Source organism: Pseudoduganella aquatica (assembly GCF_020865585.1).
Lineage (GTDB): Bacteria > Pseudomonadota > Gammaproteobacteria > Burkholderiales > Burkholderiaceae_D > Rugamonas > Rugamonas aquatica_A.
The window spans coordinates 4,327,429-4,345,439 of record NZ_CP086370.1; the positions used below are offsets into that span (position 1 = coordinate 4,327,429).

At 66.1% G+C, this 18,011-nt stretch carries 17 protein-coding genes; 8 read left to right on the forward strand and 9 right to left on the reverse strand.

Annotation, left to right across the window (positions count from 1 at the left end; genetic code table 11):
• The first annotated feature begins 8 nt into the window (after positions 1–8).
• From KT882_RS19230 to KT882_RS19240, 3 genes are read left to right on the forward strand one after another with little or no spacing between them, the layout of a single operon-like run.
• Entirely contained in the window at positions 9–1,211 is a 1,203-nt protein-coding gene (locus tag KT882_RS19230; protein ID WP_228893064.1) for a glycosyltransferase family 4 protein, read from the forward strand.
• Positions 1,204–1,968, forward strand: coding sequence for a WecB/TagA/CpsF family glycosyltransferase (locus KT882_RS19235; protein ID WP_228893065.1), 765 nt, complete (start codon positions 1,204–1,206; stop codon positions 1,966–1,968). The genes KT882_RS19230 and KT882_RS19235 overlap by 8 nt, the downstream gene beginning before the upstream one ends.
• The gene (locus KT882_RS19240) at positions 1,965–2,249 is read left to right on the forward strand and encodes a hypothetical protein (RefSeq protein ID WP_161075054.1); all 285 of its coding nucleotides are present in this window, start codon (positions 1,965–1,967) and stop codon (positions 2,247–2,249) included. The genes KT882_RS19235 and KT882_RS19240 overlap by 4 nt, the downstream gene beginning before the upstream one ends.
• 10 nt (positions 2,250–2,259) lie before the next feature.
• On the opposite strand, the gene KT882_RS19245 is transcribed toward KT882_RS19240, so the two are convergent.
• From KT882_RS19245 to KT882_RS19255, 3 genes are all read right to left on the reverse strand, one after another.
• On the reverse strand, positions 2,260–3,828 hold the full coding sequence (locus KT882_RS19245; protein ID WP_161075055.1) for a hypothetical protein: 1,569 nt from the start codon (positions 3,826–3,828) through the stop codon (positions 2,260–2,262).
• Between the two features lie 331 nt (positions 3,829–4,159).
• A complete protein-coding gene (locus KT882_RS19250) occupies positions 4,160–4,903 on the reverse strand; it encodes a polysaccharide deacetylase family protein (protein WP_228893066.1) in 744 nt (247 codons plus the stop codon).
• Positions 4,900–6,318, reverse strand: a complete 1,419-nt coding sequence (locus KT882_RS19255) for a UDP-glucose dehydrogenase family protein (RefSeq protein ID WP_228893067.1) — start codon at positions 6,316–6,318, stop codon at positions 4,900–4,902. Before KT882_RS19255 ends, KT882_RS19250 begins: the two co-directional genes overlap by 4 nt.
• 378 nt (positions 6,319–6,696) lie before the next feature.
• Here KT882_RS19255 and KT882_RS19260 point away from each other — a divergent pair, with 378 nt between their 5' ends.
• The 5 genes from KT882_RS19260 (at position 6,697) to KT882_RS19280 (ending at position 10,485) form a co-directional block, all read left to right on the forward strand.
• The gene (locus tag KT882_RS19260; RefSeq protein ID WP_161075058.1) at positions 6,697–7,482 is read left to right on the forward strand and encodes a Crp/Fnr family transcriptional regulator; all 786 of its coding nucleotides are present in this window, start codon (positions 6,697–6,699) and stop codon (positions 7,480–7,482) included.
• A gap of 15 nt (positions 7,483–7,497) precedes the next feature.
• A complete protein-coding gene (locus KT882_RS19265; RefSeq protein WP_161075059.1) occupies positions 7,498–7,851 on the forward strand; it encodes a hypothetical protein in 354 nt (117 codons plus the stop codon).
• Positions 7,852–8,051: 200 nt separating this feature from the next.
• Positions 8,052–8,987, forward strand: coding sequence for a diguanylate cyclase domain-containing protein (locus KT882_RS19270; RefSeq protein ID WP_228893068.1), 936 nt, complete (start codon positions 8,052–8,054; stop codon positions 8,985–8,987).
• 214 nt (positions 8,988–9,201) lie between these two features.
• A complete protein-coding gene (locus tag KT882_RS19275; protein WP_161075061.1) occupies positions 9,202–9,801 on the forward strand; it encodes a helix-turn-helix domain-containing protein in 600 nt (199 codons plus the stop codon).
• A gap of 12 nt (positions 9,802–9,813) precedes the next feature.
• Entirely contained in the window at positions 9,814–10,485 is a 672-nt protein-coding gene (locus tag KT882_RS19280) for a Crp/Fnr family transcriptional regulator (protein ID WP_161075062.1), read from the forward strand.
• An 18-nt stretch (positions 10,486–10,503) separates the two neighbouring features.
• On the opposite strand, the gene KT882_RS19285 is transcribed toward KT882_RS19280, so the two are convergent.
• The 6 genes from KT882_RS19285 to kynU all read right to left on the reverse strand — a co-directional run bounded on the left by KT882_RS19285 (position 10,504) and on the right by kynU (position 17,804).
• Positions 10,504–11,124 carry a type 1 glutamine amidotransferase family protein gene (locus KT882_RS19285; protein ID WP_228893069.1) on the reverse strand — a complete coding sequence of 207 codons (621 nt, stop codon included), beginning with the start codon at positions 11,122–11,124 and terminating at the stop codon, positions 10,504–10,506.
• Between the two features lie 8 nt (positions 11,125–11,132).
• Positions 11,133–11,696: a hypothetical protein gene (locus tag KT882_RS19290; RefSeq protein ID WP_228893070.1), complete on the reverse strand. Its 564-nt coding sequence runs from the start codon at positions 11,694–11,696 to the stop codon at positions 11,133–11,135.
• Between the two features lie 84 nt (positions 11,697–11,780).
• On the reverse strand, positions 11,781–13,610 hold the full coding sequence (locus tag KT882_RS30815; RefSeq protein ID WP_321170272.1) for a methyl-accepting chemotaxis protein: 1,830 nt from the start codon (positions 13,608–13,610) through the stop codon (positions 11,781–11,783).
• Between the two features lie 129 nt (positions 13,611–13,739).
• Complete coding sequence (locus KT882_RS19305) at positions 13,740–15,446, reverse strand: LVIVD repeat-containing protein (protein ID WP_228893071.1); 1,707 nt, start codon at positions 15,444–15,446, stop codon at positions 13,740–13,742.
• Positions 15,447–15,478: 32 nt separating this feature from the next.
• Entirely contained in the window at positions 15,479–16,519 is a 1,041-nt protein-coding gene (locus KT882_RS19310) for a porin (RefSeq protein ID WP_228893072.1), read from the reverse strand.
• A 46-nt stretch (positions 16,520–16,565) separates the two neighbouring features.
• The gene (gene kynU, locus KT882_RS19315) at positions 16,566–17,804 is read right to left on the reverse strand and encodes a kynureninase (protein ID WP_228893073.1); all 1,239 of its coding nucleotides are present in this window, start codon (positions 17,802–17,804) and stop codon (positions 16,566–16,568) included.
• Positions 17,805–18,011 lie beyond the last annotated feature (207 nt).

Here is an 18,011-nt window from a genome sequence, read left to right on the forward strand (position 1 = left end):
ACGGCCCCATGAAACTTGAGCGCACGCAGCAGCCGCTGCGCATCCTGCTGGTCCACAACCGCTACCGCGAGCGCGGCGGCGAGGACGTGGTGGCCGAGGCCGAGGCGTGCCTGCTGCGCGCGGCCGGCCACGCGGTCCAGGTCTACGAGCGCGACAGCGCGGAACTGGTGCAGGCGCCGCTGCGGGGCGCCTTCAGCGCGTTCTGGTCGCCGCGCGCGGTGCGCGACATCGAGCGCCTGTGCGACGCCGCGCGGCCGGACGTGCTGCACCTGCACAACACCTTCCCGCTGATCTCGCCCGCGCCGCACTGGCTGGGCTCGCGCCGCCGCATCCCGGTGGTGCAGACGCTGCACAATTTCCGCCTGCTGTGCCCGCAAGCCATGCTGCTGCGCGAAGGCCGGGTGTGCCGCGACTGCGTCGGCCACGCGCCTTGGCGCGCGGTGACCCGCGCCTGCTACCACGGCTCGGTGCTGCAGTCGGGCGCGGCGGCGGCGGCGCTGGCCACCCACCGCCTGCTCGGCAGCTACCGCCGGCCCGGCACCCGCTTCATCGCGCTGAGCCACTTCAGCCGCGCGCAGTTTATCGCCGGCGGCCTGCCCGCCATGCGCATCGACGTCAAACCCAACTTTGTCGAGCCCGGCCCGGAGCCGGCCTGGCAAGGGCGCGCAGGCGGCCTGTTCGTCGGCCGCCTGGCCGAGGAAAAAGGGGTGAAGGTCCTGCAGGCGGCGCTGCAGCGCCTGCCCGGCGACGCCGCCGCGCTGCGCGTGCGGCTGGTCGGCGACGGGCCGCTGGCGGCCGCGCTGGCGCCCGCGTTCGGCCCGGACTGCCTGGGCCGGCGCAGCCCGGCCGAGGTGCGCGCGCTGCTGCGCGGCAGCAGCTTCCTGGTCGCGCCCAGCACTTGCCTGGAGACCTTCGGCCTGGCCGCGGTGGAAGCGTTCGCCTGCGGCGTGCCCGTCATCGCCAGCGCGCACGGCGGCCTGGGCGAACTGGTCGAGCACGGCGAGACCGGACTGCTGGTGCGCCCCGGCGACGCTGCCGACCTGGCCGCCAAGCTGGCCTGGGCCTACCACCATCCGGAGCAGATGCTGGCCATGGGCCGGCGCGCCTACGCGCGCTACCGGCTGCGCTACACGCCGCAGCAGAACCTCGCCATGCTCGAAGACATCTATTACACCGCCATGCTGGCCAACCTGGGACTCAATTATGCATAAACAACGTCAAGCGGTACTGGGCGCGCGCATCCACGTGCTCAGCTGGGAGGAAGCCGTCCTACAACTGCTGGACTGGGGCGCGCAGAAAGCGCCGCGCTATGTCTGCCTGTGCAATGCGCACTCGGTCGTGTGCAGCACGCGCGACGCGCACTTCCGCACCATCCTCAACAACGCCGACCTGGCCGCCGCCGACGGCGCCCCGGTGGCCTGGGCGGTCAGCCATTTCGCGCGCACGCGGCAACCGCGCATCAACGGCCCGGACCTGATGTGGCGCTACCTGGCGGCGGCCGAGCGGCACGGCCAGAGCGTGTTCCTGTACGGCAGCACGCCGCACACGCTGGCGCGCCTGCAGGAGGCCATCGCCGCCGCCTTTCCGGCGTTGCGCGTGGCCGGCGCGCTGGCGCCGCCCTTCGGCCCCGTCAACGCCGGGCAGGACCAGGCCGACGTCGAGGCGATCAACCGCTCCGGCGCCAACCTGGTGTTTGTCGGCCTGGGCTGCCCGAAACAGGAATACTGGATGGCGGCCCACTGCGGCCGCGTGGCCGCGCCGCTGGTGGGCGTGGGCGCCGCCTTCGACTACCACGCCGGCACGCTGCGCCGCGCCCCGCTGTGGTGGCAGCACAACGGACTGGAGTGGCTGTACCGGCTAGGCGCGGAACCGCGCCGGCTGGCGCGCCGCTACCTGGTGACCAACACCCTGTTCCTGCTCGGACTGGGGCGCCAGTTGCTGCGCGGACGCCGCGCCGGGCCGTCATGACGGCGCCGCATGCGCCCAAGTTCGACCCGAACCCGTTGTTCGATCACCTGCTCGAACTGCTGCAATTGAAGAACGACGCGGCGCTGTCGCGCCTGCTGGAAGTGGAAGCGCCGACCATCAGCAAGATCCGCCACGGGCGGCTGAAGGTCAGCGCAGGCATGCTGTTGCGCATGCACGAGGTGAGCCAGTTGAGCATCACCGAACTGCGGCGCCTGATGGGGGACAGGCGCCGCAGCTTTCGCCCCGGCAAGCCGCGCCATATTCCGCGCGGCCGCCGCTAGCGCGGCATTCTTACTGTCCGGCGCGCAGCGGGTGCGGGTAGACGTAAGGCGTGTAGCCCGGCTTGGCGTTCAGGAAGTAATCCCGGTTCAGGCCCAGCGAGGCAGGACAGGTGTTGTCGATGCCATTGGTGGTGTAGCCGTTCTGGGGATTGGCGGTGTTGTTCCAGATATACACCGAGCGGCTCTGGTCCGCGCCCGGGTAGGTGCCGCAACCGAAGCCTTCCACCATCAATTCCACCGTGCGGCTGACCGTGGCCGGCACCGTGTTATTGAAGATCACGCCGTCGCCGCCGCGGATGCCGATGGCCGTGCGCTGCAAGCCGCTGCTGATGCTGGTCGAATACGTGTTGTTATAAATTTCAAAGCTGCGCGAGCCGCGCTGCGACGAGGACAGGCCATGCGCGTCGGTCATCGCATAATCCTTGGCCGCATCGGTGCCATTCACCTTGTTATAACGGAACACATATACCGAGCCATTATTGGAGGCGATATTGTGACGGTTGCCGGAGAAATAATTATCTTCGACAAATACCGCGTCGGCCGATCCCAGGCTGAGCGCCGGCCAGGCGCCGCCGCCATACACCACCACCCCATAGCCGAGGTTTTTCAATTCCGGGCTGTAATTATCGATAAAGTTGTTTTTAAAGATAACGCCGCGCTGTTTGGGCGCATCGCCGACATACACGGCGCTGAAGACGAACTTGCTGAACTTCGAGTTCGTCACCGAAAAGTCGGAACAGCCGTTGAGCAGGCCCAGGCCCTTGTCCTGGATGGCGGCATTGCCGTTGCCGATCAGCGTCATGCCGGAAAACTGCGCGCGCTGGCCGTTGGAGCAGTTGTAGGCCACCAGATAGCTGGTGTTGGACACGCTGCCCACGCGGCGGATCACGGTCTTGTCCTGCCCCGCGCCGCGCAGATAGATGCCGGCCGGAACGTTGAGCTGCTGGGTGCCCCAGCTGCAATCGCCGGCCGGCACGCTGACCGTGGTGCCGGTGGCCGCCGAGTTCACCGCGGCCGACACGGCGGCGTAGCTGCAACTGGCGGCCGTCACGACCGGCCCGGTCGGCGCCGGAGTCGGCGTCGGCGTGGGCGTCGGCGTGGGCGCGGGTGCGCTGCAGGTGTACGGACTCCAGAAGTAGGTGCTGATGGTCGGATCCCAGCCCGGGTTGTCGTGGGTGGCGATGTAGTACTTGCCATTGTCGGGATAGGTCACGATGTTGCCGGTGACGTAATTGCTGCCCCAGGCGTAGTTCGGGAAGCTGCAGCTTGGCGCAGGCGCGGGCGCCGGTGCCGGTGCACTGCACGCGGTGTACGGGCTCCAGAAGTAGGTGCTGATGGTGGGATCGTAGCCGGGATTGTCGTGGGTGGCGATGTAGTTCTTGCCGTTGTCGGCGAAGTTGACGATGGTGCCGGTCGCGTACTTGGTGCCGAAGACGAATTTCGGGAAGCTGCAACTGCTGTTGCTGGCGGTGGCGGCCAGCAGCGTTGGGCCGCCCTGGGCGCTGGCCTTGGGCGTTTGGTCTGTGCCGCCGGCGCCGCAGCCGGCCAGCAATATGCCGGTGCCGAGAATTGCCAACAATTGGTTGTTCCGGTTGAGGGATCTTATATTCAAAATAATTACTCCTAGGAATTGACTAATAAAAATATTTAACTACCCGAATTTTTATTTTCGCCAATTCTAGGAGGCTTTCTCGCCTTAAGGCAAGAAATTTTTCACATTATGAAATTTCCATGGAATAATACTATCGCTTGAGGCTGCTATTAAATTACCCGTAAATTAAGAAATATCGCTTCCACCAAGAAATTAATAATGCCAATATTAAAAGGCATAATGATCACACCGATATACAAAAGGGAAATAGATTCAACGCGCACCGGGCGCCTGCCGGCGACGCCGGCAGCACCGCGTTTCAGCGCTTGAGCGCCCCGAAGCTCCGCAGCGCCAGCGCGCCGTTGCTCAGGCGCCGCGACGGCGGCACGCGCGCGGCGACATGGGCCAGGAAACCGGCCAGCGCCGGCCAGGCGGACTGCGCTTCCACGTCGGCCGTATGCAGCCACAGGTGGAACACGCCGCCGCGCCGTTCAGCGGCCGCGAACATGGCATACAGGCGTCGCTCCCAGTCCGGCTCGCCGAGCGCGCGCAACAGCATGCCGGCGCGCTGGGGCCAAGCCCCGCCGCGCAGGTAGTTGCGCAGGTAAACCGCGCGCGCATGCGGATAGAACTGGCAGGTGGTGGCCATTTCGTAGCGGTTCGCGCCGGCGTCCAGGCACAGGTTCAGGGTGGTGCGCGCATAGTCGAAGCCGGCTGCGCGCACCTGCCCGATGTGCAGCGGCCGGTAGCGGCCTCCGGGGTAGCAAAAACCCGCCACGCGCCGGCCCAGCCTGTCCTCCAGCTCCCGTTTGCCGCGCACGATCTGCGCGCCGGCCTGCGCCGCGCCGACGCGCGTGAGGAACTGGTGGTCCAGCGTATGCGAACCGATCTCGAACTGTGCCGCCACCTGCCGCATGCCGGCGCCGGACAGCACCGGCCCGCCCTCCTGGTTGCGGATGGGGAAGTAGAACGTGCCCGGCAGGGCGTGCTCGCGCAGCAGCCCCGCCAGGGTCAGGTCGGCCGGGTGCCCGTCGTCGGCCGAACAGGTGAAGACCAGGCTCATGCGTTTTGGCCGCCCTGCGCCGGTAGCGCCGCGCCGGCGCTGGCCATCGCCAGCCGCGCGCGCGGCGGGCGTCCGATGCTGTGGTGTTCGATGCCGGCTTCGGCCATCAGGCGCGGCTCGAACAGATTGCGGCCGTCGAACACCACCGGCTGGCGCAGCAGGGCCTTGACCTGCCGCCAGTCGGGCGAGCGGAACTGCTTCCACTCGGTGACGATGGCCAGCGCATCGGCGCCCCGCAGCGCGTTCATCGGGTCGCTGGCGTAGCGCAGCCGCGCCAGCGCCTCTGGCCCGAGCGAGCGGTCCTGTTCCAGCGCGCGCCGGGCCGTGGCCTGGGCCACCGGGTCGTACACGGCCACGCACGCGTTGGCGCGCAGCAGCTGGCCGATCAGCACCAGCGCGCTGGCGTGGCGCACGTCGTCGGTGTCGGGTTTGAACGCCAGGCCCCACACGGCGAACACATGGCCGTGCAGATCGTCGCCGAAGCGCGCCAGGATGCGCTGGCCCAGCATCAGCTTCTGGTCGTTGTTGATGGCCTCGACCGCGCGCAGCAGCCGCAGCGGCTGGCCGGCCTCGGACGCCAGCCGGCCCAGCGCCTGCAGGTCCTTGGGGAAGCACGAGCCGCCATAGCCGCAGCCGGCATACAGGAAACTGTAGCCGATGCGCTGGTCGGCGCCGATGCCGCAGCGCACGGCCTCGATGTCGGCGCCGATCAGGTCGGCCAGGTTGGCCATTTCGTTGATGAAGGAGATGCGCGTGGCCAGCATGGCGTTGGCGGCGTACTTGGTCAGCTCGGCCGAGCGGGTGTCCATCCAGACGGTGCGCGGATGGTGGCGGTTGAGCGGCTCGTACAGCGCCGTCAGCAACGCGGCGGCGCGGCGGCCGGCCGTGCCCGCCTCCACCCCGAGCACGATACGGTCCGGCTGCATGAAGTCGTGGACCGCCGCGCCCTCCTTCAGAAATTCCGGATTCGACACCACGGCGAAGGACAGGCCGCTGCCGCGCGCATCGAGTTCCTGCTGGACCGCGGCGCGCACGCGCTCGGCCGTGCCGATGGGCACCGTCGACTTGGTGACGATGACCTGGAAGCCGGCCATGCGGCGGGCAATGGTGCGCGCCGCCTGCAGCACGTGTTCGACGTCGGCCGCGCCGTCCTCATCGGGCGGTGTTCCCACGGCGATGAATTGCAGCTCGGCCATGCCGCCGTCGGCGTCGGACGAAAACCGCAAGCGCCCGGCGCCCACATTGGCGGTGACCAGTTCGGCCAGCCCCGGTTCGTGGATCGGAAGCTGGCCCCGTTCGAGGAGGGCGATCCTGGCCGGGTCGCGTTCCAGGCACAGCACCTCGTTGCCCAATTCGGCCAGACAGGCCGCCGTCACCAAGCCGACATAGCCGGCACCGAAAACAGTGATTCTCATAGATCGCCCTTTGTGTCGTCAGGTCAGGCGAAGGCGGCAGCCCCCGCGCCGTCCCACGATAAGCGAGCTGCGGGCGCGCCGGTTTGATTGCGGACATCCGCCGGGCGCATGGCAATCAAACTGCGGCGGCGGCGGCCATGCTTTACTGGACAGGCCGGGCCAGCGGGCCTTACACGATCGACTTTCGGTGTGCAACTTGATCTGTGGCAGAAAAAATAACAAATCTCCTGTTATCTTAATAACCAGATATTAGTCCTAAGCAACATCGGCCAAAGTTCCTACAGGAATTTTGCGCGTTTTCCGATTGACTATTGCTAGAAAGTCATATTGGTCTGCGCGTCCGCCACCTACGCAAATCGTAGCCACCAGGAGAAGACCATGTTATCGAGCCCCTATCCCACCTCCGGCCCCGGCCCAGCGGCCGCCCGCCCGCTGCTCAGCACGATGCAGCAGGACGCCAGCTTCGGCGAGCTGTGCGCCTTGCTCGGCATCCAGCACCAGATCGCGGACCTGAGCGACGAACACCGCCTGCCCCGCCTGCGGGTGCGCAACTGCCAGCGCATCCACCTGGCCGGCCAGACTTGCGACCGCATTTTCGTGGTCAACTCCGGCATCCTGAAGACCTCGTCGTATGTGTACGACAAGGAACAGGTGATGGGTTTCCCCATGCGCGGCGACCTGCTGGGCATAGACGGCCTGCTGAACCGCAGCTACCACCAGGAGCTGGTTGCGCTGACCAACGCCACCTTGATCGAGATACCACTCGATACGCTGGCCCGGCTGGGCCGCACCCATGGCGAGTTCGCCAGCGCCATCCTGGGCGTGATGAGCCACAAACTGGCGCGCGACCACGCACTGCTGAGCATGCGCGCAGGCCTCAACACCCAGGCCCGAATGGCCCATTTCCTGCTGGACACGGCGGCGCGCTACGCCGCCGCCGGCTATTCGGGCAGCAGCTTCAACCTGGTCATGCAGCGCGCCGAAATCGGCAACTACCTGGGCATGGCGATGGAAACGGTGAGCCGCACGCTGAGCGAGCTGCAGGCCCTGGAGATGATCAGCATCAATGGCCGCACCATATTGATACTCGATCCGGTCGCGCTGCGCGCCATGCGGCGCAGCCCGCGCCGGCGGCGCTTGCAAGACGGCGCCAAGCGCGCATGAAACCGGGAGGCTGCCATGTCACATGCATTTTCCGAATTCAGCGTGGCCGTTTGGCATCTGGCCGGCCACGGCGCGCAGAAGGACCGCCTCAAGCGGGCTTGCACCCTCAGCCTGGTGCGCATGCGGCCCAACGAGGTCCCCACCGAAGCACGCCACCTGTTCGAGGGCTTGCGCCAGCGCCTGCATGACGCGCCGACCCTGACCTCGATTGCCCTGCAGCAAAACATCGACCGCCTGGACGACCACGTCGCCAGCGAAATTATCGACGATGTACTGCGCATCTTTTCGACCGTGGCGCGCTACCAGCCGCCCGAGCCGCCGCCGTCCATGCTGGCTCCGCTGCGCTGTTGCGGCCGGGTGGCGGTCTGAGCATACTCCTGACAGGCCCTCGCGGGCCTGTGCTATATTAATAAAATGCATATTGGGAACGCAACGTTATTAATTCAAATCAAAAGTGACCGTAAGCAAAGCCCCCATCCGTGCTGCTGGCAAACTGGCGCAGTCAGACTGAACTGCCTTGGACAACCCCAGCGGCGGCCATGCCGCCCCGCCAGCCACGGAGCCGAACAATGCCATCGAAGCCCACTGCCCCCCCCGAACGCCAGTCCCTGCTGGCGCGTGCGCTCAGCGCCAACGCCAGCGCAGCACTGATCGCCGGTCCCGATGGCCGCCTGCAATGGGTCAACCAGGCCTTCCTGCGCCTGAGCGGCTATTCCGAACGGGAAGCACTGCGCAAATCGCGCCAGCAGCTCGGCTGGGATGCGCGCGCCGCGCGCATCCTGGACGCCGTGGGCGCCGGCAAGGCCTGGTCGGGCGAGACCATCGTGCGTCACAAACGCGGCGGCGCCCGCCTGGTCAACGAGGTCATCACGCCGCTGCGCGACGAGGAAGGCAAGATCACTTGCTTTATCGCGCTGCAGCACCACATCACCGGCCGGCGGCGCAGCGACGCCAGCCTGCGCCATCTGGCCACCCACGACAGCATGACGGGCTTGCCGAACAAGGCCTGCTTCCTGCGCGAGCAACGGCGTGCCTTGCGCGGCGCCCACACCGACGGTCACCTGGCCGCGACCCTGTTTATCGACCTGGACCGGTTCAAGGCGGTCAACGACACCTATGGCCACCGCATGGGAGACCGGCTGCTGCTGGCCGTGGCACGGCGGCTCAAGGCTGCGGTGCGCCAGGACGACCTGGTGGCACGGCTCGGTGGCGACGAGTTTGCCATGCTGCTTCGCAGCATAACCAATCCGGCGGCTGCCCTGGCGCTGGCGGCCGACGTGGCGCGCAGCATCAGCCGGCCTTATGTGCTGTGCGGTTTGCAGCTCAGCATAGGCGCCAGCATCGGCGTCGCCATTGCCCCCTCCCCGGACGCCAATGCCGCACGGCTGCTGGATCTGGCCGACCAGGCCATGTACCGCGCCAAAAAGCGCGGCGGCAATTGCGCCGAGCTGGCCAGCCTGCCAAATCCGCCGGAGATTGCAACCGAGGAACTAAGAACCTGCTAGTTTCGGCTATACTGCATTGCAGCATGAATTTTTTTCTTTGATGCAGTCCTCCCTGTCTGGCGGAGCGGACTGTCCTGTGAAAGGAGTCCTCATGGGAACGCGTGAACCGGTTTTTCAGCTTTCTGCAACGCACGCGGCGCCCTGCACAGAGTGCAGCGCGCATGCGCAGTGCCCCGGCAGCAGTGCGGCCGCCGGATCGGTCCAGACGACGCGGGTGCCGCGCGAGACAGTCCTGCTGCGCGCTGACCAGCTATGCGAGACGCGCCTCTACATCGTCCGCGCAGGCGGCTTCAAGCGCGTTTCGCCGCACCCCAGCGGCGCCTGGCAAGTCACCGCCTTCCATCTGCCCGGCGAACTGGTCGGATTATGCTTGCCGGACCAGTTGCACCATGGCAGCTATACCGTGGCGCTCGAGGATAGTACGGTGTGTGCGATAGAGGGTCCGCGCGCCAGTCCGCCGCGCTTGCTGCCGGCCTTGAACCAGGCGCTGGAACGGGAAGCGACCACCAACCAGCTCTTGCGGCAGTCCGGCTGCAGCCGGCGCCTGGCGTCCTTCCTGCTCGATATCGGCCAGCGCCAGGCGGCGCGCGGCTACTCGGACCGCATGCTGCGCATGGCGATGAACTGGCGCGACATTGCCAGCTATCTGCAAATGACGCCCGAGTCGGTCAGCCGCAGCCTGCTGCGCTTCAAGCAGGACGGGACCCTGGCCATGCAAGGCAAGCACGTCCAGCTGCACAAGCAATCGGTGCTGCGCGAACTGGCGCGCGGGGCTGCGCACACGGGACGCCATGGCCCGGCCGAGCAAAGCTGAGCGCAGCGCCGCATGTCCGCCATCCCCACTCCCCCCAGCCCGCTGCCAGCCGAGCTTACCGGCCCGCTCGCGGCGCTGGGGATGCAGCGCACGCACAAGCGGCGCCACGAATTCCTGTTCCACATGGGCGACCCGGTCTACGACCGTTTCTACGCCATCGACAGCGGGTACTGGAAATGCGGCACCGTATCGCTGGATGGCGAGCAGGACGTAATCGCTTTCCATGGCAAAGGCGGCTACCTGGGTCTGGACGAGCTGCATGCGGAGCGGCGCAGCTACAGCGCCGTCGCACTGAGCAACAGCACCGTGCTGGAATTCCCCATCGGCAGAGTGCTGCAGGCCGCAGAACAGGACGAGGCGCTGCGGCAACAGCTGCAGACGCTATTGCTACAGGAGATAGGCCGGCAGCATCGCATCGCGCAGATCCAGCGCAGCACGCGCGCCCGGCAGAAAATCGCCGCCTTTCTGCTGGAACTGGCCAGCATGGAATCGGCCGGCGGCCCCCCTGTCCCCTACTTCCGGCTGCCCATGTCGCGCACCGATATCGCCGCATTCCTGGGCCTGGGCGACACCACCGTCAGCCGGGAATTCCAGCATTTGACACAGAGCGGCGGCATCAGCGTGCAAGGGCGCTGGCTGTCCGTGCTCGACGCCAGCCAGCTGCAACGCGAGGCCGGGCAATAGCGCCGGCGCCGGCTTGGCTCAGGCCATGGACGCCACCAGCGCCTGGAAGTACTGCGGCTGGCCGGTCTTGTAAAGCTGGTACCAGGCCTCGACCGTGGCCGGCCGGAAGATGTCCAGCATCTTCATCACTTCGTATGAGAACTCAAGCGGAGCAATGCCGGACGCGGTGACCAGGTTGCCTTCACGGACGGCGGGCGCGTCCTGGTAGCGCTGCTCGCCGGTGTAGCCGGGGCAGTTGGCTTTCAGGTCGTCCTTGTCGTTGCTGGTGTGCTGGCGATTGTCCAGCGCGCCGCTCTGCGCAAGCGCATACGTGGCGCCGCAAATGGCGGCGACAAGGTGGCCTTGCGCCAGCGTTTCCTTCGCAAACGCCACCAGCGGCGCCGATTCGGGCGCCATCCATGTTTCGGCGCCCGGCATCAGCAGCAGGTCGCCGCTTTCCATGCGCACGTCGGCCACCGCCAGGTCGGGTACGATGCGCATGCCGCCCATGGTCACTACCGGCGCGGCGCTCACGCCCACCTTCACGATCTCGCAGTCCTTGCCGGGATCGGCCAGCATGCGCTTGCTGTGCAGCTCAGCGGTCAGGTAGGCAATCTCCCAGTCGGCCAGCGTATCGAGCACAATCAGATAGATCTTCATGGGCACTCCTATTTGCTTTTTGCCACCTCGGTCACCAGCACGAACACCTCATGCCTGATCGCGGACCTGGCGGCCTGGAACTCCTGGTCGGCCTTCACGTAAGCGGGCTTGGCCAGCGCCTTCTTTTCCTCGGGCGTGGGCTTGGGCATGGCGCCGTACATGCTGGGACGGCTGTTGTAGTCCATCTGCAGCACTTTCTGGCCGTAGCTGGACTGGTAGAAGCGCGTCATCTCCAGCACGGTTTCCGGCGTGAGCAGCTTGGCGACCGGCGCCGACAAGCGGGTGTAGACCTGTTCGGCGGGCACCTTGTCCAGCTTGGCCATAAACTCCTGGCGCTGCTGCTCATTGGGGAACTTGCTGCCGCCGCCGACCGAGCGCGCCATCTTCTCGGTCTGCATGGCGGCCATCAGGTCATGCGCGGCTTTCACCTGCGCAGCGTTGGGTGCAGGGTTGGCGGCGCTGGCAGCGACGACGGGCGCGGCAGCCATGGCCAGGGCGGACACCGCCATCAGGCCGCAGGCGGCCAGCATGTTCAGCCACTTGCGCGCCGCGCGCTTTCGATCTTGCTGCATATAAAACCTTTCGCATAAATGAAAAACCACGGCCGCGCCGCAGTGCGGCACGCCGTGGAGTTAGCATACTATAAAGCTGGAAATTCAGACAATCGATTGATCGAGCTTGAAGACGCTGACCACGTGCGCCAGCCCCTGCGACCGCTCGCTGAGCGAACCGGCGGCGGACGCGGCCTGCTCCACCAGCGCCACGTTCTGCTGCGTCAAACCGTCCATCTGCGTGATGGCGGCGTGGATCTGGTCCAGGCCGGAGGTCTGCTCCTGGCTGGCCTCGGTGATCTCGCTCATGATGCCGGTCACGCGCTGGATGCTGGTGACGATCTCCTGCATCGTGGCGCCGGCCCGGTCAGCCAGTTTGGCGCCGCGGTCCACCTTGTCCACTGAATCGTTGATCAGCGCCTTGATTTCCTTGGCCGCCGCCGCCGAGCGCTGCGCCAGGTTGCGCACTTCGCTCGCCACCACCGCAAAGCCCCTGCCCTGTTCGCCCGCGCGCGCAGCCTCGACCGCCGCGTTCAACGCCAGGATGTTGGTCTGGAATGCGATGCCGTCGATGACGGCAATGATGTCCACAGTCCTGCGTGAAGACTGATTGATGGAGCCCATGGTCGCAACCACCTGGGACATGGCCTCGCCGCCGCTGGCCGCCACGTCGGCGGCGCTGCGCGCCAGCCTGTCCGCCCGCAGCGCGTTGCCTGTGTTTTGGCGCACCGTACCGGCCAGGGTCTGGATGGCGCCGGCTGTCTGCTGCAGCGAAGCCGCCTGCACTTCCGTGCGCGAGGACAGGTCGCTATTGCCGTCCGCGATACCTGCAGAGGCCCGCCGCACCTCGTCGCTCGCGCTGCGTATCTCCAGCAGCACCGTGCCGATCTTGCCGGCGAAGCGGTTGAAGGCGCGTGCGATCGCGGCCAGTTCATCGCCGCCGCTTTCGTCCAGGCGCCGCGTCATGTCGCCCTCCCCATCGGCGATGCCGCCCAGCGCATCGCGCACCTGCCCGAGACGGCGCAGCATGCGGGCGATCAGCAGAGGCAGCAGCACAGACGCGGCGCCTGCAGCCAGCAGCGCGGCCATGGCGGAACTGCGCAGCAGCGCGTCCAGGTCGCGCGTGGCGTCGGCGCGGTCCAGCACCACGGCCAGGGTCCAATCCGTGCCGGGCACGGGAGTGGCGTGCAGCAGCGCTTCCCGCCCGCCTATCCGCACACCCAGCTCAGCCGCGCCCACGGCCTGTTCCAGCACAGCCGGTGTGATGCCGCCGCCCAGGTCCGCCAGCGGACGCATGGCCAGCGCGGCGTCGGGATGGGCGATCAGGCGGCCTTCCCGGTCGGCCAGGAAGGCGTAGCTGTGCGGCGTGGGCCGCAAGGCGCGCACCTGGCGCACCACGGCAGTCAGCGCCACGTCGGCAGCCAGCACTGCCTGCATGGAACGGCCGCGCATCTCGCCCGCGCCAGGGACACGCACCGGCTCGGCGAACGTGACGACCAGCTCGCCGCGCCCGGAATCCACGTATGGCGCCGTGATGACGGGGCCGCCGGCGCCCACCGGCAGCTGGTACCAGGGGCGCGATGTCGGATCGTACCCGGGCGGCGCGGCCTCATCGCGCGAGGAAGCGATGCGCTTGTCGGCGTAGCCGATGTAGGCATTGTCGAAACCTCCCGCCAGCGCGGCGGCCTTCAGCACGGGAGAGGGGTCAGCCCCGGCGGCGGCTCCTCGCAGCGACGAGACGATGGCGCGGCGGGCCGCGAGCCACTCGCCGATGCCTGCGGCCTGGCTGGAGGCCAGCTGGCGCATCTGCTCGTCCCGCGAAGCCGCCATGCGGCTGCGGGTAGTGAAGTAATTGGCGGCCACTACGGCCAGCATGGCCAGCACGACGATGGACACGCACAGGCCGATCAGCCGGCCGCGCAGGGTAGCGAACATGGTTTTAGGGGAAAGTTGATATGAAGGAGGCACGGCGCCGCCCGTAATGCGGCATCCCGGCATCGGGATACCGCGTAGGGCGGGTGAGCGGACCATCGGTCCGCGTAACCCGCCAGGACCGGCCGCGTATTACTTCTTGGGCGGCATGCCGAACACCGGCTTGCCCAGCAGCTCGGTGGACACCGTGTAGATGCCGTGGTTGGAGAACACCCACACCAGGTTGCGGTCCCACTCGACGAAGATGCTGTGCACCGGATTGGGCAGCGCGCGGATGGAGAGCGTCTGGCCGTCGGTGGTCTTCTTGGCCGCATCGATCATCTTCGGCACGAAGTAGCCCGCGATCACCGGGTTCTTCGGATCCTTCACGTCAAAGATCTGCAGGCCGGCGTTGTAATAAGAGTACGGCATGTAGCGCTGGTTCGGCGTGCCCGGCTGGATGGCCGCGTAGCCGCTGCGCTTCGGACCGAAGCTGCCGCGCCGCTGGCAGAAGTCGGTGAACGGCGCGTCCTTCGGCGGGGTCGGCGTCGGCAGCACGTTGACGATCTTCGGACGCAGCGGGTCGCGCACGTCGATCGAGTAGATCGCTTTCAACGGCTCGAAGCAATCCTCGGACATCGGATAGCCACTGTAGTAGACCATGCCGGTCGATTCCACCTTGGTCACGTCGATGTTGTCGCCCTCGGTGCCGGTCACGCTCACCGGCATGTCGATATGCGCCACCTGCTTCATGTTCTTCGGATCGGAAATGTCGATCACGTAGAAGCCGAAGCCGCCCATGGCCGCGTAGCCGTACTTGCCGCCCTGCTCCACCGGCTTGGGAATGAACAGCGGCATGCGCGCGCCCATCCACGAAGTCTTGTTGCCGGCGCGCGGGTTCTTCTTGTATTCCTCTTCCTCGCCCACGCGCGAGCCGGGCGCCCACCACATCGACAGCCGCTTCGGCTTGGCCGGATCGGACACGTCATACACCAGCTGCGCTCCGGCGTGCAGATAGGTCTTGTATTCGGTGTTGGCGAAACTGTTGTCCGGCGCGCCGGCCACGAACAGGTACTGGTCGCCGTTATACACCGGCACGTCCTGGCAGCCGGAGCCTTCCTGCACCGGATCCTGGGCCGAATGGCTTTCATCCAGTGCGGTCTCTGACAACAGCTTCCAGTCGGTCCACTGCGGGCTGGTCACCTCGTAGATGCGGAAGCCGCGCAGCATGGGTTTCTTGCGCGCGTTCTCCACCTGCTCCGGATTGGTGTACTTGTTCCAGATCAGGCCATAGCGCGATATCTCGTAGCACTGCACCGCGATCATCTTGTTCAGCTTCTTGTTGAACTTCACGTTGAAGGGGCCGAACTGGTGCTCGCCTTCCTTGGTCTTAAAGGTCTTCTTCTGCACCACTTTCACGTTCTTCGGATCGGTGATGTCGAACAGGTTGTACATCCAGGTTTCATAGTCGTACAGGTAGCGGCGGCCGTCCCAGTCCAGCGTGGCCTGCCAGCTGTGGCCCGCGCCGGCCACTTCCGGCACGAAGTTTTCCACCTTGGTGTTCTTCAGGTACTGGTTCTGGTCCAGGTAGCTCAGGCTGCCCTCGACCGGGTGGGCGCCGTAGGCGTCCGGCGTGATGTCGGGGCTTTTGAACTTGCCGGTCCTGGCGTCGTAGCCCCAGGAACCCGGAGCCGGCATGGCCGGTTCGCCGGGCAGCAGCTTGATCTCCTTGCCGTTCGGGCCGGGCGCGTCCGGCGCGCCCAGGTTGGCGCCGCTGCGCGGCTGCTGGGCCAATACGCTGCCCGCGACGGCGGCGGCGCACAGGGTGAACGTCAGCTGTGGAATAAATTTGGTCTTCATAACGTGGGCTTTCTATTCAGGTTGGTCGGAGATCAGAACGAGTGGCGCAGGCCCACTTGCGTACCGCGTTCGGGGTTGCCGCTGCCGCTGTAGTTGAAGGTGAGCGGATACGGTACTTTCGGATTGCCCTTGGTGAGGACACGGCCGTAATTGATATAGGCGTCGGTGCGCTTGGAGAAGCGGTAGTTGTAGCCGACCAGGAAGCTGTCGGCGTCCGTCAGGTCCTTGCCCACGTTGTCGTGGCGGTGCACGGCGCTGATGTAGGCGCCGTGCGGGCCTCCGATCTTCCAGCGCGCGCCCAGCTGCACGTCCCAGCCCTTGGTCTGGAAGCCCACGTATGGAGGATAGGCGTAGTAGCCGTTGTAGGTGTGGTAGATGAAGGTCGGCTCGACGCTGTCCAAGCGGTAAGTGGCGGAGACGTAGTTGTCGCGCGAGCTTTCCATCTTGGGGCTGGCGATGTTCTTGATGTCCTTGTGGTCCGACACAAAGCCCAGGTACAGCGGACCGCTGCGGTATTCCACGCCGGTGCTGACGACGCGGCCGTTGTGGTCCGCCGTTTCCTGGCCAGTCGTATACATGAAGCGGCCCTTGAAGCCATTGAATACAGGGGTGTTGTAGGAGATGGCGTTACTTTCGCGCCACGGGGCGTAGAAGTACTGGTTGTTGCTCACGCGGCTGTAGTCTCCGGACCAACTGGGGTCCGCGTAGCCGACGATCCAGTAGGACGGCGTGTTCTGGCGGCCCAGCGCGAGCTGGCCCCAGTTGCCGCGCATGCCCACATAGGTTTCACGCGGCGTGGGGCCGGTGCCGGTATCGGCCGCGAACTGCATCTGGTGCAGGAAGAAGGCCTGGTTGCCGTCGCCCAGATCCTCCACCGCGCTGAATTCCAGGCGCGAGTTGCTCAAGCCGCCGGTGGAAACGCGCGTCACGCTTTCCTTCGGCGTGGACAAGCGCTCCACGTTGACGTCGATGACGCCCGATATCGTCACGTTGCTGGCCGCAGCCTGCTCCGCGCTGATGGCCATGGCGGACAGCGCCGCCAGTACTGCTAATCCCGTTGCTTTCAGTTGCATCTTTGTCTCCTCGTTTTATATTTTGTATCAAGGGCAAGCTAAAAAATCAGGTCACTGCTTTTTTGGTCAAGAATTTCTCCTGGTTCCACTCTCCACTGGCCATAATCTGTTGCAGGGTTTCCACCGTGTGATGGACGTCGATATAGCGCACATACAGCGGCGCGAAGCCGAAGCGCAGGATGTCGGGCATGCGGAAGTCGCCGGTGATGCCGCGTGCGATCAGCGCCTGCACGATGGCGTAGCCTTGCGGATGGGTAAGCGCCACCTGGCTGCCGCGCTGGTTGCAGTCGCGCGGCGAGCCGATGCCGAAGCCGTATTCGGACAGCTGCTCGTCCACCAGGCGGATGAACAGGTCGCCCAGCGCCTTGCTCTTGTTGCGCAGCTGCTGCATGTCCACGCCGCTGAACACGTCCAGCGCGGCATCCAGCGCCAGCATGGATAGCAGCGGCGGCGTGCCGCACTGCATGCGGTTGATGCCGGGCGCGGGCTGGTACTGCTGCACGAAGTCGAACGGTTTCTGGTGGCCGTGCCAGCCGGACAGCGGCTGGCGCACCTGCTCCAGGTGGCGCTGCGCCACGTACACGAAGGCCGGCGCGCCGGGGCCGCCGTTCAGGTATTTATAGCCGCAGCCGACCGCGAAGTCCGCGTTCACATCGTTCAGCTCCACGTGCAGCGCGCCGGCGCTGTGCGCCAGATCCCAGATGGTGAGCGCGCCCACGGCCTGCGCCTTGCGGGTGAGCGCGGCCATGTCGTAGACGGCGCCGCTGCGGTAGTTCACGTGCGTGAGCATCAGCACGGCCACGCTGTCGTCCAGCGCGTCGGCGATGGCGGACGGGTCGGAGTCCACGTAGCGGATCTCGCTGCCGAACAGCTCCGCGATGCCCTGCGCGATATACAGGTCGGTGGGGAAGTTGCCCTTTTCGGTCAGGATCACCTTGCGGCCGCTGTTGATGCGCAGCGCGGCGGCCAGCGCCTTGAACAGGTTGACGGAGGTGGAATCGCCCACCATCACTTCGGCGGCGGTGGCGCCGATCAGCGGGGCCACCTTGGCCGCCACGCGCTGCGGCAGGTCGATCCAGCCGGCGTCGTTCCAGGAACGGATCAGGCCCTGGCCCCATTCCTTGGCCACGGCTTCCTGCATGCGGGCAGGCAGGCTGGCGGGCATGGCGCCCAGGGAATTGCCGTCCAGGTACACCTCGCCTTCAGGCAGGGTGAACTTGCTGCGGTACGCGGCCAGCTGGTCGCGGGCATCGAGGTCGATGCAGTCTTGCTTGGTCAGTTTCATTACGGTTGCTCCTATCGATGAATCTAGTATGCAGAGGTGTTGCAATAAGCGAAAATGAATTGTTCGGCTCCAGATATTCCAATTCTTTATTCCAGATTTGGACGTGGCGGCTCCCGGCGGGTTACGCGCTGTGCGCTAACCCGCCCTACGTTCTATGTCGGACGTTGGCATTGCGTAGGGCGGGTTAGGCGCAGCCGTAACCCGCCA